Genomic DNA, 20818 nt, shown 5'->3' on the forward strand with positions numbered 1-20818 from the left:
CTGGATCGTATCTATGATGTCTGACCTGACGCCGCTTGAGCGTTTGCTGGAGCACCTGCCCACCGAGTTGCGCGCCGAGGCGGCGCGCCGCTATGCGCGGCACGAGACTGTGCTGTTCGAGCGCCTGGCGCGGCTGTATGGTGGCCGCCGCGATTTTCTGCCCTGGTTTTGCGACCTGATGGAAAACCTGGGCCGCTTGCATGCGGCCCGTCCGGCGGCGCTGCTGCAGCTGGACGCCGAACGGCTGCAGCAGCCAGACTGGTTTGCCAGCCAGTCCATGCTGGGCTACAGCACGTATGTGCAGCGCTTTGGCGGCAGCCTCAATGGCGTAGCAGGGCGGATTGCCCATTTGCGTGAGTTGGGTGTGACTTATCTGCATCTGCTGCCATTCCTGCGCCCCCGTGCCGGTGAAAGCGATGGCGGTTTTGCCGTGGCCAGTTTCGATGAAGTCGATCCTGAACTTGGCAGCAATGCCGACCTGGAAGCACTGACGGCGCAACTGCGTGCAGCCGGCATCAGCCTGTGTTCAGACCTGATTTTGAACCACGTGGCTGACGACCATGCGTGGGCGCTGGGCGCAAAAAATGGCGATCCGCTGCTGCGCGAATTCTTCCACACCTACCCCGACCGCGATATGCCGGACCGCTACGAAGCGACTATGGGGCAGATATTCCCGCAGGCGGCGCCCGGCAATTTCACGTTTGATCCATCCTTGCAGCGCTGGGTCTGGACCACGTTTTACCCGTATCAATGGGATTTGAACTACGCCAATCCCGCCGTGTTCACGGCCATGATGTGCGCCATGCTGGGCCTGGCCAACCGCGGCGTGGAAGTGTTCCGCCTCGATTCCACTGCTTTCTTGTGGAAGCGCGAGGGCACCGATTGCATGAACCAGCCGGAAGCCCATTGGCTGCTGCAGGCGATGCGCGCCATCATCGACATCGTCGCGCCGGGCGTGTTGATGAAGGCCGAAGCCATCGTGGCGACGCCGAAACTGCCCGCGTATTTTGGTAGCGAGGGTAACGGTGGCGCACCTGAATGTCACATCGCTTACCACAGCAGCCTGATGGCGGCGGGCTGGGGCGCGCTGGCCGAGCAGAATACGGACTTGCTGCGCGAGGTGGTGCGCGCCACGCCGCCATTGCCGCCATCGGCATGCTGGCTCAGTTATGTGCGCTGCCACGACGACATCGGCTGGAACGTGCTGCTCAATGAAGCGGGAACCGATGGCCCGGCGCGCCTGGCACGCATCGCCAGCTTTTTCGCGGGCGCCAATGGCAGTTATGCGCGCGGAGACGCCTTCCAGAGCAGCAGCTTGGATAAGGCGCATGGCAGCAATGGCATGGCCGCTTCCTTGAGCGGCCTGGAAAGCGCGGCCGATACGCAGCAGACCGAGCTGGCGCTGCGCCGCCTGCTGCTGCTGCATGGCCTGGCCCTCAGTTTCGGCGCCTTGCCGATGCTGTATATGGGCGATGAACTGGGCATGACCAACGACTATTCCTATATCAAGCGACCCGACCGCGCGATGGATAGCCGCTGGCTGCAGCGCCCACCGTTTGACGACAGCCTGCTGGCCCTGCGCCACGACAGGGACAGCGTCACGGGACGATTATTTTCAGGCCTGCGCCAGTTGATCGCCTTGCGCAGCCGTCACGAGGCGCTGGCCGCCGATGCGCCGCGTAGCTTGCTGCCTTCCAGCGATGGCGCCGTGCTGGCACTGATGCGCGGGCCGGACTTTCTGAACCTCAGTAATTTCAGCGGCCATGATGCGGCCTTCGAGCTACCTGCAGGCCGCTGGCGCGATGGCATCAGCGGTGCTGAATTGTCTGGCAAGGTGAGTCTTCCATCATGGGCTATGCTGTGGCTTGAGCGTACCGTTTAATTTATCGGGAACCATATGAGCGCCAAGGGATATACGACGACGCTGCACAAACCGCAGTTGTCGTTCTGGCAGATCGTCAATATGAACATCGGGTTTTTCGGCATCCAGTTCAGCTTTGGCCTGCAGCAAAGCAGCATGAGCCCGATCTACAACTACCTGGGCGCCGATGCGGCCAGCTTGCCCTATCTGTGGCTGGCCGGTCCCATGACCGGCTTGCTGGTGCAGCCTATTATCGGCGCCATGAGCGACCGTACCGTGACGCGCTGGGGGCGGCGCACGCCATACTTTTTGATCGGCGCCATCCTGTGCAGCCTCGGCTTGCTGGCCATGCCTTTCAGCCCGACCCTGTGGATGGCGGCCAGCCTGCTGTGGATACTCGATGCAGCCAACAATGTGACGATGGAGCCATACCGCGCTTTCGTCAGCGACAAGCTCGATAAAAAACAGCATTCGCTCGGCTTCCTGACCCAGAGCGCTTTCACGGGCCTGGGGCAGACGCTGGCTTATCTGACACCGTCATTATTGGTCTTGTTCGGCATGAACAAGGATGCCGTCAACAGCAGCCATATACCGCACATCGTGATTGTCGCCTTCATGATAGGCGCCTTCTTTTCCATCGCCTCGGTGCTGTGGACCTTGAAGACCACGCCCGAACACCCGTTGACGCCTGGCGAGCTGCAAGAGATACGCGCGCGGCCACCAGGCTGGCGCCATATGCTGGGCGATATCGTGCTAGCCGTGCGCGAAATGCCGCCGACCATGAAGCAGCTGGCAGTCGTGAAATTGTTCCAGTGGTATGCGCTGTTTTGCTATTGGCAGTACATCACCCTGTCGCTGTCGACCACCATGTTCCACACCACCGATCCCGCTTCGCAGGGTTTTCGCGATGCGGGTTTGCTGACAGGGCAGGTGGGGGCGTTCTATAACTTCATCGCCTTTATCGCGGCCTTTGCGCTGGTGCCATTTACGCGCCGTTTCGGCCCGAAGATCATGCACAGCATCTGCCTGACGGCGGCCGGCGCGGGCATGCTATGCCTGCCGCTGATCCATAGCGAAGCGCTGCTGCTGATACCGATGGTAGGCATCGGCCTGGCCTGGGCCAGCATCATGGGTAATCCCTACATTATGCTGGCGGGCAGCATACCGCCCGAGCGCACGGGCGTGTACATGGGCATCTTCAATATGTTTATCGTGATCCCGATGATCATCCAGATCTTTACCTTGCCGCTGTATTACCACAGCTGGCTGGGCGGCAATCCGGAAAACGTGATCCGCCTGGCGGGGGCGTTGCTGCTGTGCGCCGCGGTGGCGGTGCTGTTTGTCAAGCTGAAGGCGGCAGCACAGCGGGCGTAAAAAAAACCGGCTTGAAGCCGGTTTTTTCTGTGCATCGGACAGGCGCGGGGATTATTCCTCGACAGCCATCTGGCTTTGCAGGTAGTTCTGGATGCCGACTTTGGCGATCAGGTCGATCTGCGTTTCGAGCCAGTCGATATGCTCTTCCGTGTCTTCCAGGATCATCAGGAACAGGTCGCGCGAAACATAGTCGCCTGCTTTTTCGCAGGTGGCGATGCCTTCCTTGACGGTGACGTGCGCGGCGCGTTCCAGTTTCAGATCGCATTCCAGGATTTCTGGCGTGTTTTCACCGATCAGCAGCTTGTGCAGCGCTTGCAGGTTAGGCAGGCCGTCGAGCATCAGGATGCGGTCGATCAGTTTGTCGGCGTGCTTCATCTCGCCGATCGATTCTTCGTACTCTTTCTTGCCCAGTTTTTCCAGGCCCCAGTGCTTGTACATGCGTGCATGCAGGAAGTACTGGTTGATGGCGGACAGTTCGTTGGTGAGCTGTGCGTTGAGCAAGCGGATGACTTCTTTATCGCCCTTCATGGGATTTCCTTTGTTCTGTGCTGCGTTCGATGATGAAACCGGCTGCTGTGGCGGCCGCTGCTGGGTGGCGCATGGGCTGCCTGGCGGCGCATTCCACGCCGGTCTCGCTATGCCCGCATCATAACGCAAAATCTTGCGCGTTTTTGATCTAAAACGACGATTTTCCGTCTTTTTAACGTAAATAACGTGCGAATAAAACCCATTCTCAAGTAGTTCGCCACATTTCACGAATTTAAATTTGTTAAAGAAAATGAGGGATATTCTCATTTGCGTTTATAACAACTTCCTGGCAATGTTTTGCCCTATTCACGCTGCCGATAAATGCGAATCGTTACCATTTTCTGTGTTTGCAGCAGGCTCCGCGATGCGATAATCACAGGGCGATTTTTCTACAAAGGATAGCAAGATGATGCTGCATATTCCTGGCGTGCTCACGCCAGAGCAGGTGACGCAATTTCGCCAGCGCCTGGCGCAGACGGACTGGGTCGATGGCCGCGCCAGCGTCGGTGCGCAAGGGGCGCAGGTCAAGCGCAACCGTCAGTTGGCGGAAGGTTCGCCGCTGGCGCTGGAGCTGGGCGAGACCGTCAGCCGCGCCTTGCTGGCCAACCCGCTGTTTTTTGCCGCCGTGCTGCCGCTGCGCATCCTGCCGCCATTCTTCAACAGCTATTCGGGCGGCGAACATTATGGCTTGCATATCGATGGCGCCATCCGCACGCCGAAAGGCGGCATGCAATCGATGCGCGCCGATGTCTCGTCGACCCTGTTCCTCAGCGAACCGGACGAATATGAAGGCGGCGAACTGGTGGTGGTCGATTCCTACGGCACGCATGAAGTCAAGCTGCCGGCCGGCGACCTGATCGTCTACCCGTCGAGCAGCGTGCACAAGGTGCTGCCCGTCACCAGCGGTGAACGTATCTGCTCTTTCCTGTGGACCCAAAGCATGGTGCGCGATGACTGGAAACGCTCGATGCTGTTTGAGCTGGACCAGAATATCCAGCAGGTGCGAGGCGCACATGGCGATTCGGAGGCGACGGTGGGACTGACCGGCCACTACCATAATCTCTTACGCATGTGGGCGGAGCTGTAAGGTGTAACGTGCATGGCGGCGTTGCTTAGGCTCGCCGTACATTCGTACTGTCTTCGCCGTCGCGCCTTGCCCTGCGCGTTACACGATACAGCTCAAAAATACGTAGGCAAAAAAAAGTCTGCCGGGCCCGGGGATGTAGGCTGGCAGACTTGAAACAAGCAAATCGCTTGACAAAAACAGGTACGAAAACAGGGCGTAAAAAAGCAAGCAGGGCACAATGAGGTGCAATGCTTGCGGGCTGGCTGGGCGGTTGGGCCACCAGAACTGGTGGCGGCGCTTTTAGGCTAGCTGAGCTGGAAGGTCAGGGGCAGCAGCACGTACACGGGGACGGCCTTGCCGTTTTCTATCATCGGCTTGAACAGGGCACGCTGCGCAGCCTGGCGGCCCGCTTCATCGAGGTTGTTGTAGCCGGTCGATTTGTGAATCAGGATTTGCTCGGGCAAGCCTTTTTCATTGATCAGCACGCGCAGGACCACGGTGCCGCTTTCGCCCAGGCGGCGCGACAAATTCGGGTAGATCAGTTGCGGCGGCTTGATGTATTCCACGCTGCTGACGGTGCGCGGCGCGGCCGGTGCCGGCGGCGAAGGCGCTGGTGTCGATGGCGCAGCCGGTGCGGTGGTGGCAACGGGCGCCGCTTCGGAGCGCGTCGGTTGCGGCAACGTGATGGTGGGTTCGGTCTGCGCCACGGCTACCAGCGGCAGCGGCGGGATGATGGCTTGCGGCACAGGAGCGCTCAGCTCCACTGTTTTCGGTACGGCAGGTGCGGGCGGTTGTGGCGGCGCCGGTGGCGCAACGATGCTGACGGTGGTAATCGTGGGCATGGCCGCGCTCACCACGCGGCTCAGCAGGCCGCTCTGGATTGCATAGAAACCGGCGATATGCAGGGCGAGGATAGCCGTCAGGGGCACCAGCTTGCTGCGCTTCTTGTCGAAGGTGGCAAATTGTTGCACAGCCTGCACCGTTACGGGTGGTGGCATCATCGTCATGGCGTTCATCGCTTTCTCGTTTAAGTGGTCAGGACGGCTCGCGAAATTACGGTTTCGCGCAGCACGGCAGTCGCATCCAGATGGTCTTTGAGCACTTCCCGTGCACAGGTATGGCATTTGCCACAGCAGGTGGCCACGCCCAGGTCACGCCGCAATTCGGCCATGGTGGACAGGCCAAGATCGACGGCTTGACGGATTTCACGATCAGATATGTTGTTGCAGACACATACAATCATTGATGCACCTTCTGGCTAAATAAACCTATACGGGAAGAAATTAACTCTTACTGGACTGCGTTTTGAACTGCATTCTTGCTCTCGTTTTAATGAGAATCATTATCATTTCGTTTAATTGTCTCGCAAAGAGCCGAACTTTGCAAGCGATTTGATGCAGTTTGCGCTGAAAAACAGGGTCTGGCGACGGCATGGCATGCAAGGCAGATACCGCATGTTTGCAGGCTTGCAAGGGTTTTTTGCCATGAAAAGGCGATCCTGGCCGCAAATAAAAACAATTCGCATTCATGTTTATAATGCTGGTATTGTTTTGCACGGTCGACCCCTGCATACTTCCGCGTTGGCCCGGTTGTCGGTATTCCACAACACCACAACAGGCGATGGAATACCCCTCTCTATGAACGGAATTGCCCATGACTCAAGTTCCACCCCTGATGACGCTCGATGCGCTGGCAGTCGGCCAGAGCGGCACCGTGTTACATATCACGCCCGTTGCGGCAGACCAGATGGAGGGCGGCGTCGACCTGGCCCGGCGCTTGATGGAGCTGGGCTTCGTTCCCGGCGAGCATATCCGCATGCTCAAGCGCGGCATTCCCGGTGGTGATCCGCTGGCCATCAAGGTCGGTAACGCCACTTTCGCCCTGCGCCGCTTCGAGGCAGCGCTGATTACGATTCAACCGTTGCTTCAACCGGAATAAATATGGGTGCCGTAGAAACTAGCATAGGAGCAGGTGTACAGAAGTCGCCGCAGCATCCGCAAATCGCCCTGCTGGGTAATCCGAACTGCGGCAAGACTGCCCTGTTCAACCGTTTGACGGGCGCGCGCCAGAAAGTGGCGAACTACGCCGGCGTGACCATCGAACGCAAGGAAGGCCATTTCACTTCGCCCGCCGGCAAGCCGGTGCGCGTACTCGACTTGCCAGGCGCTTACAGCCTGTCCGCCACCACCCCCGATGAAGCGATCACGCGCGACGTGGTCGGTGGCATGCGCAAGGGCGACCCCCGTCCCGACGCCATCATTTGCGTGGTCGATGCCACCAATTTGCGCCTGAACCTGCGTCTGGTACTGGAAGTCCAGCGCCTGGGTTTACCGATGCTGCTGTCGCTGAACATGACGGACGTGGCGCGCAAGCGCGGCATGGTGATCGATGCGGCCCGCCTGTCCGAGGAACTGGGCATGCCCGTGGTCGAGACGGTCGCGGTGCAGCACGATGGCGAAAAGGCCCTGCTCGCAGCGATCGACGCCATGCTGCCGCTGCCGCAAGTGGAAGCCAAGCCGCTGTCCGCCATCGACGCCGTTTCGGTCGAAGAAACCCAGCGCGAAGTGCGCCGCATCCTGTCCATCGTCAGCAATGACGTGCGCGACAGCGGCAACCTGACGGAAAAAATCGACAACGTGGTGCTGCACCCGGTGTTCGGCCCCATCATCCTGGCGATCCTGATGTTCCTGATCTTCCAGGCCGTGTTTGCCTGGGCTGCCACGCCGATGGACATGATCACGGACGGCATGGCCCGCCTGGGCGCGCTGCTGACGGCGAACATGCCTGACGGTCATTTGAAGAGCTTGCTGGTGGAAGGCGTGATCGGCGGCGCCGGCAGTGTGCTGGTGTTCCTGCCGCAGATTCTGATCCTGTTCTTCTTTATTCTCAGCCTGGAAGATTGCGGCTACCTGCCGCGCGCAGCGTTTTTGCTGGACCGTATGATGGGTGGTGTGGGCTTGTCGGGCCGCGCCTTCATCCCGCTGCTGTCGAGCTTTGCCTGCGCGATTCCCGGCGTGATGGCGGCGCGCACCATCCAGAATCCGCGCGACCGCCTGGTCACCATCATGATCGCGCCCTTGATGACGTGTTCCGCGCGCCTGCCCGTGTATGCGCTGATCATCGCCGCCTTCATTCCTGAACGCGAGGTATGGGGTTTCCTGAGCCTGCAAGGCCTGGTGCTGTTCGCACTGTACTTCGCCGGTATCGTGTCGGCCATGGCCGTGGCCTGGATCATGAAGCGCGGCATGGGCGGCACCGGCAAGCAGGCGCTGTTGCTGGAACTGCCCAGCTATCACTGGCCGCACCTGCGCAACCTGGCGGTGAGCCTGTGGGAACGTGCCAAGATCTTCCTGACGCGCGTCGGCACCATCATCCTGACCCTGATGATCATCCTGTGGTTCCTCAGCACCTTCCCTGGTGCGCCGGACCACGCCACCCATCCGCCTATCTACTACAGCATGGCCGGTATCCTGGGCCGCGGCCTGGAAGTGATCTTCGCGCCGATCGGTTTCAACTGGCAAATCTGCATTGCGCTGGTGCCGGGCATGGCCGCGCGCGAAGTGGCGGTCGGCGCCTTGGGCACCGTGTATGCGCTATCGCAAACGGGCGATTCCCTGGCCACCGCACTGAGCCCCTTGATCTCCCAATCGTGGCCGCTGTCTACCGCGCTGTCCTTGCTGGCCTGGTATGTGTTTGCACCGCAGTGCTTGTCGACCTTGTCGGTGGTCAAGCGTGAAACGGGCGGCTGGCGTTATCCGCTGATCATGGCCGGCTATATGTTTGCGCTGGCCTACGGCGCATCGTTCATTACCTACCGCGTCGCCCTCATGTTTGGAGCCTAGGAGCTAATTATGTGGCAAACCATTATTGTCGCCCTGATCGTCGCAGCCGCCTTGCTGCATTTTTCAACCAAGTATTTGCCGGCGGGTGTGCGCCGCGCCATCGTGCGTGGCCTGGTGCGCTGCGGCCTCGATGAGGCCAAGATGTCGAACCTGTTCAAGGTCGCGCCAGGCTGCGGCAGCGGTTGCGGTTCCTGCGGCTCCTGTGATACGCCGGAGCCGCCAGCGAACACGCCGCCAGCCGATGGCAGCACCAAGCGCGTCATCATGATGCAGGTGCAGCGCTAAATTGCCGGCAAGGGTAGCCACGGACGAGTCCGTGGGTTATCCTTGGTTTTTCAGTCCTGACAAGGAGTGGCAATGGCGATACTGTTGACGTTCATGTTTCTGTTTGCGATTGCCACCTGGCTGCTGGCCAAATGGCGCGGCCGGAATGGCGGCGTGTGGTTTGGCATTGGTCTGTTCCTGGGACCGTTCGCCTTGCTGGCGGTGGCGACCCTGCCGGCAGTACCCACTGCGCCACAGGCTTGATTGCTTGCCTGACTCGAAAAAAAACCCGCAACTTGCGGGTTTTTTTACGTCTGCAGGTTTTATGCTTTGCCAGCCAGTTTTTCCACTACTGGCGCCAGTGCGGCGGGGCGGCAGCCGAACGAGGCCAAACGGCCTTGCGCGCTTGGCGCCAGGTCCAGGTCGTAGGGCAGGCGGCCCGCCACCAGCCACAGCTTGTCTTGCGGCAGGGCTTCGACCAGGCGGCGCTGGCCATCGATGAACATGGCGTTATACGTCTGCAGCACGATTTGCTGCGCGCCCTGGGCAAAGGCGATGGCGGCATCGACTTCATCGCCCTGCGCTTCGGCCGACAGCGCATATTCGCGCACGTCCAGGCCCGCTTCCAGCAGCGCCGGCAGCATGGAGCTGCGCGCTTCCTTGTTGCGGCCCAGCGCCACTTCATCGATTTCGCTGCGCGAACGCACTTCCACCGTGATCAGGGTAACGGGCTTGCTGGCGTCGAGCGCACGGAACGGACCTGGCACGCGCAGCGCCGCTTTTTGCAGTTTGTGCGACAGTGCCATCGCTTCCGGCTGCATCAGCGCAGGCGGCGCCACCGGACGCTCGCGCCATTTGTGCACGGCCTGTACGCGTTTGAGTTCAGCCACGCGGACCAGCGCTTCATCGATGCGGGCGATATCGATCTCGCCCTTTTCCACCGCTTGCAGCACGGCCTCGATGGCGGCGTGCTGCTGTTCTTCACGGTGCGAAATGAGGACGATGTCAGCGCCCGCCTGCAAGGTGGCAATCGCACCCTTGGGAATGCCGATGCCTTCCGAGATGGCGGCCATTTCCAGGCAATCCGAAATCACCACGCCCTGGTAGCCCATTTCGCCGCGCAGCAAGTCGGTCAGCACGGCCTTCGACAGGGTGGCCGGCACGCTGGTATCGGCTTCGAACGCGGGGAAGACCACGTGCGCCGTCATGATGGCGTCGACGCCGCCGGCAATCGCTGCGCGGAATGGCGCCAGTTCGACTGCGTGCAAACGCTCTTTATCGTGCGGCACCAGCGCCATCGCGTAGTGCGTGTCGACGGCCGTGTCGCCGTGGCCAGGGAAGTGCTTGGCTGTCACGGCAATCCCGCTGGCGCGCTGGCCGCGCATGGCGGCCGTGCCGTATTCGATGACGGTGCCGGCATCTTCGCCATAGGCGCGCACGCCGATCACCGGGTTCAATCGGTTGTTGTTCACGTCGAGTACGGGCGCGAGCAGCATGTTGATGCCGATCTGGCGCATCTCGTCGCCGCTGACCCGGTTCATGCGTTCACAATCTGCGACGGAACCGGCCGCCTGGAAGGCCATCGCTGCCGGGATCGGCGTGACGCCCTGTTCGATGCGCATCACCATGCCGCCTTCCTGGTCGATGGAAATGAGCAGCGGCGTGTCGGACACTTCCGCATTGATTTCCTGCAGTTCGCGGCACAGGGCCGACACTTGCGCCGGCGTGTGCACATTGCGGCGGAACAGGATCACGCCGCCCACTTTCTTTTGCCGTATCAAGGCCTTGATATGGTCATTCGCCTGCAGGGCGTCGAAGCCCACCATGAATAACTGTCCTACCTTTTCCCGCAACCCCTGCTCCATGTTACTGCTCCTCCGGTCTGTGTTTTATGCTATCGGTGATGAATGTGATACTACGGTCAGTCTTGCCAGTCGCGCAGGCCCAGCAACTGCTCTCCCAGCGGACTCAATTGCGCCATATGATACTTTTTTTGTTCCCACTGGCGGGGATCGCCGTGCAGGCTGTAGCCTTCGGGCGCCAGCCGTTCGCGCCATGCGTGGATACGCCAGTCGCGCAGGGCCGTATTGTCGGGCTGCGCAGGCATCATGGAAATGTATTGTGCCAGCCTGACCTTGTCCTTCGACGTATTTTGCCGTATGCCGTGGCATAGCTTGCTATTGAAGATCAGTAAATCTCCCTTTTGCAGCGGCACCCGGACCTTCTCCAGTGCAGTCACGTCGGGCCGGTACCAGTCCCAGTTCGCAGGCTGGTCGCGCCGCCATGTTTCATAGTTGCGGAACAGTTCGGGGATGCAGATGAAGCCACCCACTTCCTCGTCCGTCTGGTCGCTGACCGACAGCACGCCTTGCACGTTTTGCGGGTCCGTATCGGGATCATAATCCCAGTGCATGAAGCTCTTGAATTCAAAGCCCGGTTCCGGCGGCAGGTTGAAATTCATGCGGTCGATCGAGACCCACAGCTTGTGCGTGCCCCACACGTCGGCAAAGGCGTCGTGGATGCGCTGCGTCTGGCGCGTGTCCCACAAATACTGGTGGTGATACAGCTCGATCATGCCCGCGTTGAAACTCAGTTCCGTCTTTTTCAACAGCGATTTCGCGGGCGGATACCAGGTCGACGGGTCGGCCGGATCGAGTTCCTCGAATTCCCACATCAGCTGTTCCAGGCGCGCGATCTTGTCCAGTTCCGCCGCCTGCTTGATGACGATATAGCCGTTGTGGCGCCAGAAGGCCCAGTCCTCTTCGGACAGCACGCGCAGGGGCCCGCCGTCGTCGCGCGTATTGAGGCGAAACGCCTGTTTGGCTACTGTCGACAGATTGCGCGTGGCGATGCTGTTCTTGTCGATATTGTCGATTGTGTTCATGTCACGTTCCTCCGTGCTGTCAGGTCATAGGCAAGAAAATGCAGGCGGTCAAAGAATATGGGATAGGCGCCGTCGTAGCGACCCAGCGACACAAAACCCTGTTTCAGGTAGACGGCCAAGGCGTCTCCCTGTTCCCATACTGCCAGCACGATGCGCGGACTGTTCTTTTCCTGCGCCAGCGCGCGCAAGCGGGCGAACAATACATGAAACAGGCCCTGTCCCCGAAACCCTTCCTCGATGGCCAGGCTGGCCACGAACAGGTCGTCGGGACGGGCATGGGCATCGATAAAGGCTTCGTACTGCGCATCCATGCTGCGCATCTCGTCGCGGTAATATGAAATGGCAGGCAGCGCGGCGTAGTCGGCGATGGTGGCTGCGTTATAAAAGCCTGCGAAGCGCTCTTCTCCATCGAGCATGGCTTCGATATGGGCCAGGTAGGGATCGATATTCTGGCGCTGCTGCAGGGCCACCAGCGGCAGTCCCAGCTTGTTGGCGTAAGAGCAGTATTCCAGGTAGCTGGTGGCGAACAGCAGGGATGCCATGCGTGCGCGCTGCGCTGCGCTGGTGGCGCCGCCAGCGATAAAATGGGTGGTCGTTGTCACTGTTGCCTCGCCCCTTCGGTATGTCCATGGCCGCGCGTCTTGCGCCAGAAATTGCCGCGCTCGATATGTTCGGCATTCTTGCTGATCAGGTAAGCGCCGAACAGGGCGTTCACCCGGTCCAGCTTTTCATCGTCGGACAGGAAGGAATAATAATGGCAGCTGGCCGGTTCCGCACGCAGCTGCGGTGCATAAGCCATGCGCGGCACCTCCTCGCTGCGGCAGATGTGCACCAGCCGCTCCAGCTCCATCGCGTCCTCCAGCTGCCAGCCGCGCGCTTCCAGGGTGGCGATGCAGGTTTCATAGCTGCGCTGCTCGTCCTGGTCCAGCGGCACGGGGGCATTGGTGAAGGCGTCGACCACCAGGCGCATGCCATGCACGCCGCTGATCATGGTTTCGGTGTGCGGCTCGTGCAGCACGGAATGGGCCTGGGCGATGGCGTCGTAGCTGACCAGGCTTTCTCCCAGGCTTTGCTTCCATACGCCATACGTGGCGTCATGCAGGGCCGTGGCGTAGCGGCGCGCCGCTTGCGGCTGCAGTCGCTTGTCAGGCACATCCGATGGCATGGCTAGCAACTGCGTGCACATCTGGCGCACGATGGCGCGCACGGAGGGATCGTTCTTTTTGGCCACCAGCACGCCGTTTTCATCGTTGATCAAATTCATCCAGCTGACCACGCAGCGCCGCAGCTTGCCGCTGCGGCCATCGCGCCGGAAATGCGTATAGTCGGGCACCTCCGGCTTGGCCAGGAAGATGGTGGCCGACTTGTAGGGCATGGTATCGACATCGACATAGATTCCGCCATATTCCTGCAGGATCAGCAGGCGGAAAAAATCGGCCAGGTTGACGAAGTAACGCTGCGCATGCAAGCTGCGCAGCAAGGGAAGCTGGGCTGGCGCCATGCGTGCGGCCAGGGCTTCCAGGCTGCAGACGCGGTGCACATGGCGGCCCGCCGCATAGTGGCCCAGCTGATAGTCGGGGCCGGTGTCGGGGGTAAAAGCCGGGTCGACGCGCAGCTGTTCGCCATCCCACACCCATAGCTTGAAGCTGTAGTGGAAGTCGTCGGCGGGCATTACGTCATCGATGGCTGCCTGCCATTGGTTGACCGCTTGCGCGGCCACCGGCGGCAGGCTGCCGCCCATCCAGATACGGTGGATCAGGCGTTCGTCCTCATCCATCTGCCGCGTGGGTATGCCCAGCAGCGAAGACGTGCGCCGGGCATCGAACAAATGAAAGTGCTGGCGCACCTGCTGCTGCAATTGGGCCAGGTGGACCCGGTAGCGCTCCTGCAGGGTGCGCAGCCAGGCATGGCCATTATGCTGGCTGACGTACTGCAGGCCGCAATACAGTTCCCACTTTTTGCAGGCGAGGAAATCGGACTTCAGGTTCTTCATCAATACTTCGTACTCGAGATCGAAATGCGGCATGCATGCTCCTCTCTGTCGGCGTCAGTAAAAAAGTCAGGCTCCGGAGGCGGCATGGGCCAGGCGCGCCTGCTGCGCTTCGTGCCGGCGCACGAATAGCTGCAAGCCGAAATAGATGCACACGGCCAGCGGCACATTGAACAGCGCGTAGGTGGAGATCGAATAGCCGTAGCGGTCGCAAGCCAGGTTGTACAGTTCCAGGCCGCCCGCGATATACACGCAGTACAACAGGCTCATGGCCGAGGAGGTCAGGCTCATTGAGACACCGGTAGCCATCAGCGACAGGCGGATCAGCGAACCGTTGAACAGGCCGAAGCCGGCGGAAAACACAAACATGCAGGCGATGAACAAATGGCCGGAATCGCGCAGCAAGCCTGCGCCCAGCAAGCCGACGATGGCCAGCGCGCCGCCCTGGCGTATCAGCCGTTCCAGTTGCAGCTTTTTGCCCAGGCGCTGGATCGCCACGCTACTGACGATAAAGCCCGTGAAGATCACGCACTGATAGACGATGTAGGTGCTGTAGGACGCCTGAATATGCTCCATGACCAGTACCGGCGACAGGCCGATCCAGGCGGTGAGCGGCGTGATCGAGATGGCGGCAATGAAGATGCCGAACATGAATTTGCGGTTGCGCACGATGGTCAGGTAGCTGTCGCGCACCTTGGCCAGTTCGAATTTGCCCGGCGAGATCAAGCCCGTAGGCATGAATTTATACAGGCCGATCCAGGCGATCGTCCCCAGCAGCAGCGACACTCCAAAGATGGCTTGCCACGGCAGCACGTGGATGATGCCGCTGCCGATCACGGGGCCGATCAGTGGTGCAAATACGGTGGTGTTCGACAAAATGGCGGTCAGCTTGACGGCGTCGCTGTCGTCGAACAGTTCATGGATCATGGCGTAGCCGATGAAGATGAAGCAGGAACCCATGCCCTGGAAAAAACGCGCGATCAGGAATTGGTTGATATTGCTGACAAAAGGAATCGCCAGGGTGGCCACCAGGAAGAGGGCATTACCGACCAGCATGACCTTGCGCTTGCCGACTTTGTCTGCGATGGGGCCGAGGAAGATCTGCAGCATGCTGCCGCCCAGGATATACAGGCTCAGCGAAAAACTGATGTTGCGGTTGGAAGCGTTGAACTCTTTGACCACTTGCAGCATGGCCGGCATGATCATGTCGTTCGACAGATAGACGGTGAGCTCGTACAAGATGAAAAACATCGCGAAGTACAGCAAATGCTTCTTTTTTTCGAACATTTTTTACCTGCAAGAGTAGTCCCAGCGATCGTCTCCCCTGCCGCACTACCCTGGAAGTGGTATTAAGGTGGCAGGATTTACCTTATATTTGGTATTTGATTGGATTCTATAATAACTCAAGTGGTTATTAGGTGGTATTAATTTTAGGCACGCGAAAACAGGCCGCCGAATGGGCCATACCAGCGTCAGGCCAGAGGGGAAATGGGAAAGAGAGCGGGAGGAGACAAGCTGGGCAGCGTGGCTGCCCAGCAACAATCAGGTGAGATTTTTCAGATGCTTCAGGCTAGCTGTTGAAACGATTCTGCCTGGGCCTTGGGCCAGTACAGGCCAAACACGGGTGGCAGCTGCGGCAACTGGCTAGGATCGAGCAACTGGCCTGCATCGAGGAAGGGCAGCAGGGCCGAGACCAGCCGCACCTGGTTGGGCGAGATGCGCCGCACTAGGTGATGCGGGCGCAGGTCTTGCGGATGCTGCAGGCCGGCGGCGGCGATCAGTTCGGCCAGCGCCTTCATGGTGTTTTGATGGAAGTGGGCTACGCGCGTGATCTTGTCGTTCACTACCAGCGCGCGCTGGCGCTGTGGATCTTGCGTGGCCACGCCCGTGGGGCAGCGGTCCGTGTGGCAGCTTTGCGACTGGATGCAGCCTAGCGCAAACATGAAACCGCGCGCCGAATTGCACCAGTCGGCGCCCAGCGCCAGCAGGCGGGCGATGTCGAAGGCGGTGATGATTTTTCCCGAGCAGCCGATCTTGATCTTGTCGCGCAAGTTGGCGCCCACTAGCGTGTTATGCACCAGTACCAGCGCTTCCTGCAGCGGCGTTCCCACGTGGTCGGTGAATTCCACAGGAGCGGCGCCCGTGCCGCCTTCGCTGCCATCGACCACGATGAAGTCAGGCGTGATACCGGTGGCCAGCATGGCCTTGACGATCCCGAAAAATTCCCAGGGATGGCCGATCGCCAGCTTGAAACCGGTCGGCTTGCCGCCCGACAGATTGCGCAGGCGCTCGATAAAATGCAGCATTTCCAGCGGCGTGGAAAACGCGCTGTGGGCTGCCGGCGAGACGCAATCCTCGCCCACCATCACGCCGCGCGTGGTGGCGATTTCTATCGTTACTTTCGGCCCTGGCAGCACGCCGCCATGACCGGGCTTGGCGCCTTGCGACATCTTCAGCTCGATCATCTTGACCTGATCGGAACTGGCGTTGGCGATGAAGCGCTCTTCGGAAAAGGTACCATCCTGGTTGCGGCAGCCGAAGTAGCCGGAACCGATTTCCCATACCAGGTCGCCGCCGTTTTCGCGGTGATAGGGGCTGATGCTGCCTTCGCCCGTATCGTGCATGAAGCCGCCGCTGCGCGCGCCGCCGTTCAGCGCCAGGATGGCGTTGGCCGACAGTGCGCCAAAGCTCATCGCCGAGATATTGAAGACGCTGGCCGAATACGGCTTGGCGCGCGGGCAGTCCGGATGGTTGCCGATCTCGATGCGGAAGTTATGGTCCGTCACCTTGGCGGGCGCGATCGAGTGGTTGATCCATTCATAGCCGGCTTCGTACACATTCATCTGCGTGCCGAAAGGCTGCTTGTCGGTCTGTTCCTTGGCGCGCTGGTAGACGATGCTGCGCTGGCTGCGCGAGAACGGCGTCGCTTCCGTATCGCTCTCAAGGAAGTACTGGCGGATTTCGGGACGGATGCTCTCGAACAGGAAGCGGAAATGGGCGAGGATGGGATAGTTGCGGCGCAGGGCGCGACGCGTTTGCAGCATGTCGCTGATGCCCAGCAGGGTCAGCGCACCGGCCAGCACGGGCAGCCAGTAATGATCGTAGAAAAACAGGGAAAGCACAAAGATGGCGGCCGTCGCAAAAAAGGTCAGGTAGCGAAATGATACAAGGTGCATGGGCACTCCGGTAAGGTCAGACTGATAATGCTGAGTGTACCGGTGATTTGCATTTCTTGCCGCCACAGCCAGGAATCAGGCCGTGGCGGATGTGCAGCTTGCTTATTGGGCGGCGCGGATGCGTGCGATGCGCTCGGCGCTGGCAGGATGGCTGGACAAATAAGGCGGCGCATCGCCCAGCTTGCCCAGGGCGACAAACACTTGCGCCAGGTGTTCCAGCGCGATGCCGTTCTGGCGCAGCATGGCGATCGCGTAGTCATCGGCTTCGCGTTCAACGTCGCGCGAATACTTCAGGTCCAGCAGCAGCGGCGGCAGGGCAGCCACCACGGTCGACACGTCGCCGAACAACAGCGCCGCACCGGCGCCGACGGCCGACGCCTGAATGATGCGCCGCGTCAGGTGGCGCTTTTGCAAATGCCCCAGTTCATGCGCCAGCACGCCCATGACAGCGTCATCATCGGGCATCAGTGCCACCATTTCATCGGTCAGCACGATATCGCCGGAAGGCAGGGCAAACGCGTTCGGACCGATTTTACTTTTGCGGAAAACGATGCGGTGTTCCGGCATGCCATCGTCTGGCACGGTCAGGCGGGCAAACCTGGCCCGCAAGGCTTGCTGGCGCGCGCCATCGAGTTCGCTGGGGGCGAATACGTGGCGGTCCAGCATATCGAGCACGCCCTGGCCCAGTTGCCGCTCCACCGATTGCGGAATTGCATACGCGACGCCCTTGGCCACCAAGGGCAGCAGATACAGATAGCTGAGCCACAGGGCCACGATGGTAGCGAGCGTGGCGAACACGGCGCCGCGCCAGCTTTGCTGCAGCCGTACCACCCAGCCGTCGCGGTGGCCCGTGTCGTGCAGCAGGCGGTTGAAGGCTGCCTGGTCGGCGATTTCCAGGTAGGCGCCATCGGGAAAACTGACCTTGCGCACGGCGTGGCTGCTGCGCTCGGACAAGCGCAGCTGGTCCAGCGGACAGCGGCGTTCGATGTCGCCCGCCAGCACCGCCACGCCATCGGCCACGGTCAGCGTCACCTGGTACAGGCGCGAGGTCTGGCCGTCGAAATAGCGGGCCGGCACGGCCCCCGCGTCGTGTTCCATGGACGTCACAGCGACAGGTCGAAGTCCAGCAGGTCGACCATGCCTTCGCCGGTGGCCGATACCTGTTCTCCGGTGGCGGCGACAAACTCGTCCAGGCTGCCTTGCGCCAGCAAGCTGGTCGCTTGCAGCCGGTATTTCAGCCAGCGCACGTGGGCGAAGGGCGTAAACAAGCCCAGGGTGATGACGATACCCACCAGGTTGGTCAGCATGATGAAGGTGCTGCGGCCCCAGGTCAGTTGCGACTGGAACTGGTGCTGCTGCAGGCGCGTGTGGTTCCAGATCAGGTTCTGGATCATGGTCAGGAACAGCGGCAGCACGATAAAGGCCCACGCATACAGGGCCGCGATGGCGCCGAAAATGCTGCCCGCCTTGGCTGCAGCGCCAGCATTGCTGGCGAAAGCGGCAAACACGCTGCCAAACACAAAGGCGATCAGCACGATGAAGCCTCCCAGCAGCAGCGCAAAGAACAGCAGATAGGTTTTGTAGAAGCTGCCGACGCTGGCGTCAAAGCTGAAGTGGCTGGTGCCGAAACGGCTTTGCGTGTGCTGGAAGCGTTTTACGCGCTGGTGCAGGAAAGGCGTCAGCAAGCCGGCCGTGAAGGTATTCAGGATGGGCAGCAGCAGGAAGTATTTATAGGCTTCCCTGGCCGTGCCGCCAAAGCCGAAGCGGATGCCGCGGTAGCTGGTGTTGTACAGCTTGAATTGCAGGCTTTTCCAGACCAGCCAGGGTAGCACGGCCATCATCAGTATCAGCATGACAAAGCCGATCAGGGGCGAAATCTGGAAGGCGATGTTGTAGCCGGCGATCAGCACCAGCGCGGTGATGCGGCCCTTGAGGATGGCGATGGGATTGCCGTGGTATTCGAAGCTGCTCCCAGCCAGGTGGGTGCTGGAATAGAAATAGCGGTTGCGGCGCACTTTGGCCCAGGCGGAATAAATGCCCAGGGTGACGATGCTTAAGAGCAGGTTGACGATCCAGATACGGAAGTATTCGCTGCCGGTAGCGCTGAAGGTGATGGCTTCGCGCTGGGTATTGTTGTTGACATCGACATCCACGGGAGTTTCCTTACTTGTTGGAAACAAATAAGATAATCCAAACTTGAAAAGTTATCAATTGTAAACTTGCCTCGATGGCCATGGTGCACTATGCCGCGCCACACTACAACCGTCCCGGCTATACTGGCTTTTCACTATTGCCGAGGCCAGCGCCATGATCGTCGTCCACCATTTGAACAATTCGCGATCGCAGCGCGTGCTGTGGCTGTTAGAAGAGCTGGGCCTCGAGTACGAGATCAAGCGCTATCAGCGTGATCCCAGGACCATGCTGGCGCCTGCCTCGCTGAAGGCCGTGCACCCGCTGGGCAAGTCACCCGTCATTACGGATGGCGCCAATACGATTGCCGAATCGGGCGCCATCATCGAATACCTGCTGGAGCGTTATGGCAATGGGCGCCTGGTGCCGCCGCCCGGTACGCCGGAAAAGCTGCGCTGGACCTACTGGCTGCATTTCGCGGAAGGCTCGGCCATGCCGCCGCTGTTGCTGAAACTGGTGTTCGACAAGGTGGAATCGTCGCCCATGCCCTTCTTCATCAAGCCGATCGCGCGCGGCATCGCGCAAAAGGTCAAGAGCAGTTTCATCCTCCCCAACATCAGCAGCCAGCTGGCGTATATGGAAGCGGAACTGGAAACAAGTACCTGGTTTGCCGGCAATGCATTCACCGCCGCCGATATCCAGATGAGTTTTCCGCTGGAAGCGGCCGCCTCGCGCGCGGGACTCGATGCGCGCCTGCCGAAACTGACGGCGTTTTTGCAGCGCATCCATGCACGTCCAGCCTATCAGCGTGCGCTGGAAAGAGGCGGCCCTTATGACTTTGCCAAATAGCCTGGGCCGCATCGTGGGACCATACGGTAAAATGAACGATTCAATCAGCACCCAACTACCGCATGGCCCGACTCCTCGCTATCGACGGCTTGAATATCGTACGCCGCGTCTACGAAGCCAGTCCTGAACCCGATTCCGACCTGAAGGCGGAGATTGCGCTGCGCCATGCGCTGTCCTCGTTCCGCACCCTGATCAACGACCACGAACCGACGCATATCCTGCCCGCCTTCGACTTTGGCGGCCCCACCTGGCGCCATGCGCTGTATGCCGGCTACCGCGAAGGTCGCCAGCCGATGCCGCAAGTGCTGCGCGATGCCTTGCCCGGCTTTTATGACACCCTGGCCAGCTTCGGCATGCATGTGGTCAGCATTCCTGAAGTCGAGGCCGACGACGTGATTGGCACTGCCGTCATGCGCTGGCTGCATCAAGGGCGCGGCGCCGCCGTCATCGCCACCACCGACAAGGATTTACATGGCTTGATCGCCCACGGCGCGCTGGTGTGGGACCACTTCAAGGGCGTCTGGCACGACCACGCCTGGGTCGAGAAAAAATTCGGCGTGCCGCCCGAACTGCTGCCCGATTTGCTGGCGCTGATGGGCGACGTGACCGACAGCATCCCCGGTGTATCGAAGATCGGCCTGAAAACAGGCGCCAAACTGTTGCGCGCCTACGGCAATATCGACGCCGTAATGGCAGGCGCCGGTATTTTGCCGGGCGCACTCGGTGAAAGCCTGCGAAATGAGCGCGAAATACTGTATCTTTCAAGAAAGTTAGTGGCGCTCAAGACCGACGTCACCCTGGGCGTCACCTGGAACAAGCTGGCCTGGGAAAAGTAACGCTGTGCGGTAACCGGC

20 protein-coding genes are annotated in these 20818 nt (G+C 60.3%); 9 read left to right on the top strand and 11 right to left on the bottom strand.

What is annotated here, in order from left to right:
- Positions 1–13 precede the first annotated feature (13 nt).
- Positions 14–1882 (top strand): alpha-amylase family protein, encoded by a 1869-nt coding sequence (locus tag HDE75_RS23220; RefSeq protein WP_260174310.1) that lies wholly within the window; start codon positions 14–16, stop codon positions 1880–1882.
- A gap of 15 nt (positions 1883–1897) precedes the next feature.
- The gene (locus tag HDE75_RS23225; protein WP_183681455.1) at positions 1898–3235 is read left to right on the top strand and encodes an MFS transporter; all 1338 of its coding nucleotides are present in this window, start codon (positions 1898–1900) and stop codon (positions 3233–3235) included.
- Between the two features lie 51 nt (positions 3236–3286).
- Here HDE75_RS23225 and bfr read toward each other — a convergent pair whose 3' ends face one another.
- The gene (bfr, locus tag HDE75_RS23230; RefSeq protein ID WP_183681453.1) at positions 3287–3763 is read right to left on the bottom strand and encodes a bacterioferritin; all 477 of its coding nucleotides are present in this window, start codon (positions 3761–3763) and stop codon (positions 3287–3289) included.
- A 406-nt stretch (positions 3764–4169) separates the two neighbouring features.
- Between bfr and HDE75_RS23235 the strand changes: the two genes are divergently transcribed.
- The gene (locus HDE75_RS23235; RefSeq protein WP_183681450.1) at positions 4170–4850 is read left to right on the top strand and encodes a Fe2+-dependent dioxygenase; all 681 of its coding nucleotides are present in this window, start codon (positions 4170–4172) and stop codon (positions 4848–4850) included.
- A 284-nt stretch (positions 4851–5134) separates the two neighbouring features.
- Here HDE75_RS23235 and HDE75_RS23240 read toward each other — a convergent pair whose 3' ends face one another.
- Both HDE75_RS23240 and HDE75_RS23245 read right to left on the bottom strand, forming a co-directional pair.
- Positions 5135–5845, bottom strand: coding sequence for an energy transducer TonB (locus HDE75_RS23240; protein WP_260174308.1), 711 nt, complete (start codon positions 5843–5845; stop codon positions 5135–5137).
- 11 nt (positions 5846–5856) lie between these two features.
- Positions 5857–6072 (bottom strand): (2Fe-2S)-binding protein, encoded by a 216-nt coding sequence (locus HDE75_RS23245; RefSeq protein ID WP_183681447.1) that lies wholly within the window; start codon positions 6070–6072, stop codon positions 5857–5859.
- Positions 6073–6482: 410 nt separating this feature from the next.
- Here HDE75_RS23245 and HDE75_RS23250 point away from each other — a divergent pair, with 410 nt between their 5' ends.
- The 4 genes from HDE75_RS23250 (at position 6483) to HDE75_RS23265 (ending at position 9199) form a co-directional block, all read left to right on the top strand.
- Positions 6483–6767 (top strand): FeoA family protein, encoded by a 285-nt coding sequence (locus HDE75_RS23250; protein ID WP_183681445.1) that lies wholly within the window; start codon positions 6483–6485, stop codon positions 6765–6767.
- Positions 6768–6769: 2 nt separating this feature from the next.
- Entirely contained in the window at positions 6770–8671 is a 1902-nt protein-coding gene (gene feoB, locus HDE75_RS23255; protein ID WP_183681442.1) for a ferrous iron transporter B, read from the top strand.
- 9 nt (positions 8672–8680) lie between these two features.
- A complete protein-coding gene (locus HDE75_RS23260; RefSeq protein ID WP_183681438.1) occupies positions 8681–8956 on the top strand; it encodes a hypothetical protein in 276 nt (91 codons plus the stop codon).
- Positions 8957–9028: 72 nt separating this feature from the next.
- The gene (locus tag HDE75_RS23265; RefSeq protein ID WP_183681436.1) at positions 9029–9199 is read left to right on the top strand and encodes a hypothetical protein; all 171 of its coding nucleotides are present in this window, start codon (positions 9029–9031) and stop codon (positions 9197–9199) included.
- Positions 9200–9258: 59 nt separating this feature from the next.
- Here HDE75_RS23265 and nagZ read toward each other — a convergent pair whose 3' ends face one another.
- From nagZ to HDE75_RS23305, 8 genes are all read right to left on the bottom strand, one after another.
- On the bottom strand, positions 9259–10800 hold the full coding sequence (nagZ, locus tag HDE75_RS23270) for a beta-N-acetylhexosaminidase (RefSeq protein WP_183681433.1): 1542 nt from the start codon (positions 10798–10800) through the stop codon (positions 9259–9261).
- Between the two features lie 56 nt (positions 10801–10856).
- Positions 10857–11819 carry a phytanoyl-CoA dioxygenase family protein gene (locus HDE75_RS23275; protein WP_183681430.1) on the bottom strand — a complete coding sequence of 321 codons (963 nt, stop codon included), beginning with the start codon at positions 11817–11819 and terminating at the stop codon, positions 10857–10859.
- Positions 11816–12421: a GNAT family N-acetyltransferase gene (locus HDE75_RS26985; RefSeq protein ID WP_183681427.1), complete on the bottom strand. Its 606-nt coding sequence runs from the start codon at positions 12419–12421 to the stop codon at positions 11816–11818. Before HDE75_RS26985 ends, HDE75_RS23275 begins: the two co-directional genes overlap by 4 nt.
- Positions 12418–13845 (bottom strand): glycosyltransferase, encoded by a 1428-nt coding sequence (locus HDE75_RS23285; RefSeq protein ID WP_183681424.1) that lies wholly within the window; start codon positions 13843–13845, stop codon positions 12418–12420. The genes HDE75_RS26985 and HDE75_RS23285 overlap by 4 nt, the downstream gene beginning before the upstream one ends.
- 33 nt (positions 13846–13878) lie before the next feature.
- Positions 13879–15096 (bottom strand): MFS transporter, encoded by a 1218-nt coding sequence (locus HDE75_RS23290; RefSeq protein ID WP_183681421.1) that lies wholly within the window; start codon positions 15094–15096, stop codon positions 13879–13881.
- A gap of 278 nt (positions 15097–15374) precedes the next feature.
- Positions 15375–16985, bottom strand: a complete 1611-nt coding sequence (locus tag HDE75_RS23295) for an FMN-binding glutamate synthase family protein (protein ID WP_183681417.1) — start codon at positions 16983–16985, stop codon at positions 15375–15377.
- A 102-nt stretch (positions 16986–17087) separates the two neighbouring features.
- Positions 17088–18083, bottom strand: a complete 996-nt coding sequence (locus HDE75_RS23300) for a M48 family metallopeptidase (protein ID WP_183681414.1) — start codon at positions 18081–18083, stop codon at positions 17088–17090.
- Positions 18084–18088: 5 nt separating this feature from the next.
- Complete coding sequence (locus tag HDE75_RS23305; RefSeq protein WP_311735157.1) at positions 18089–19138, bottom strand: YjgN family protein; 1050 nt, start codon at positions 19136–19138, stop codon at positions 18089–18091.
- A 154-nt stretch (positions 19139–19292) separates the two neighbouring features.
- Between HDE75_RS23305 and HDE75_RS23310 the strand changes: the two genes are divergently transcribed.
- Both HDE75_RS23310 and HDE75_RS23315 read left to right on the top strand, forming a co-directional pair.
- Positions 19293–19964 (top strand): glutathione S-transferase, encoded by a 672-nt coding sequence (locus tag HDE75_RS23310; protein WP_183681407.1) that lies wholly within the window; start codon positions 19293–19295, stop codon positions 19962–19964.
- A gap of 62 nt (positions 19965–20026) precedes the next feature.
- Positions 20027–20800: a 5'-3' exonuclease gene (locus HDE75_RS23315; protein WP_183681404.1), complete on the top strand. Its 774-nt coding sequence runs from the start codon at positions 20027–20029 to the stop codon at positions 20798–20800.
- Positions 20801–20818 lie beyond the last annotated feature (18 nt).

The organism is Janthinobacterium silvisoli, from assembly GCF_014200725.1.
In the GTDB taxonomy this organism is placed as follows: Bacteria; Pseudomonadota; Gammaproteobacteria; order Burkholderiales; family Burkholderiaceae_D; genus Janthinobacterium.

Excerpts from the sequence above, each read along its gene's own strand:
- HDE75_RS23285 (WP_183681424.1), bottom strand. The coding sequence starts at position 13,845 with ATGCCGCATTTCGATCTCGAGTACGAAGTATTGATGAAGAACCTGAAG.
- bfr (WP_183681453.1), bottom strand. The coding sequence starts at position 3,763 with ATGAAGGGCGATAAAGAAGTCATCCGCTTGCTCAACGCACAGCTCACC.
- HDE75_RS23315 (WP_183681404.1), top strand. The coding sequence starts at position 20,027 with ATGGCCCGACTCCTCGCTATCGACGGCTTGAATATCGTACGCCGCGTC.
- nagZ (WP_183681433.1), bottom strand. The coding sequence starts at position 10,800 with ATGGAGCAGGGGTTGCGGGAAAAGGTAGGACAGTTATTCATGGTGGGC.
- HDE75_RS23275 (WP_183681430.1), bottom strand. The coding sequence starts at position 11,819 with ATGAACACAATCGACAATATCGACAAGAACAGCATCGCCACGCGCAAT.
- HDE75_RS23220 (WP_260174310.1), top strand. The coding sequence starts at position 14 with ATGATGTCTGACCTGACGCCGCTTGAGCGTTTGCTGGAGCACCTGCCC.
- HDE75_RS23265 (WP_183681436.1), top strand. The coding sequence starts at position 9,029 with ATGGCGATACTGTTGACGTTCATGTTTCTGTTTGCGATTGCCACCTGG.
- HDE75_RS23300 (WP_183681414.1), bottom strand. The coding sequence starts at position 18,083 with ATGGAACACGACGCGGGGGCCGTGCCGGCCCGCTATTTCGACGGCCAG.
- HDE75_RS23225 (WP_183681455.1), top strand. The coding sequence starts at position 1,898 with ATGAGCGCCAAGGGATATACGACGACGCTGCACAAACCGCAGTTGTCG.
- feoB (WP_183681442.1), top strand. The coding sequence starts at position 6,770 with ATGGGTGCCGTAGAAACTAGCATAGGAGCAGGTGTACAGAAGTCGCCG.
- HDE75_RS23295 (WP_183681417.1), bottom strand. The coding sequence starts at position 16,985 with ATGCACCTTGTATCATTTCGCTACCTGACCTTTTTTGCGACGGCCGCC.
- HDE75_RS23290 (WP_183681421.1), bottom strand. The coding sequence starts at position 15,096 with ATGTTCGAAAAAAAGAAGCATTTGCTGTACTTCGCGATGTTTTTCATC.
- HDE75_RS23310 (WP_183681407.1), top strand. The coding sequence starts at position 19,293 with ATGATCGTCGTCCACCATTTGAACAATTCGCGATCGCAGCGCGTGCTG.
- HDE75_RS23235 (WP_183681450.1), top strand. The coding sequence starts at position 4,170 with ATGATGCTGCATATTCCTGGCGTGCTCACGCCAGAGCAGGTGACGCAA.
- HDE75_RS23250 (WP_183681445.1), top strand. The coding sequence starts at position 6,483 with ATGACTCAAGTTCCACCCCTGATGACGCTCGATGCGCTGGCAGTCGGC.
- HDE75_RS23240 (WP_260174308.1), bottom strand. The coding sequence starts at position 5,845 with ATGAACGCCATGACGATGATGCCACCACCCGTAACGGTGCAGGCTGTG.
- HDE75_RS23260 (WP_183681438.1), top strand. The coding sequence starts at position 8,681 with ATGTGGCAAACCATTATTGTCGCCCTGATCGTCGCAGCCGCCTTGCTG.
- HDE75_RS23245 (WP_183681447.1), bottom strand. The coding sequence starts at position 6,072 with ATGATTGTATGTGTCTGCAACAACATATCTGATCGTGAAATCCGTCAA.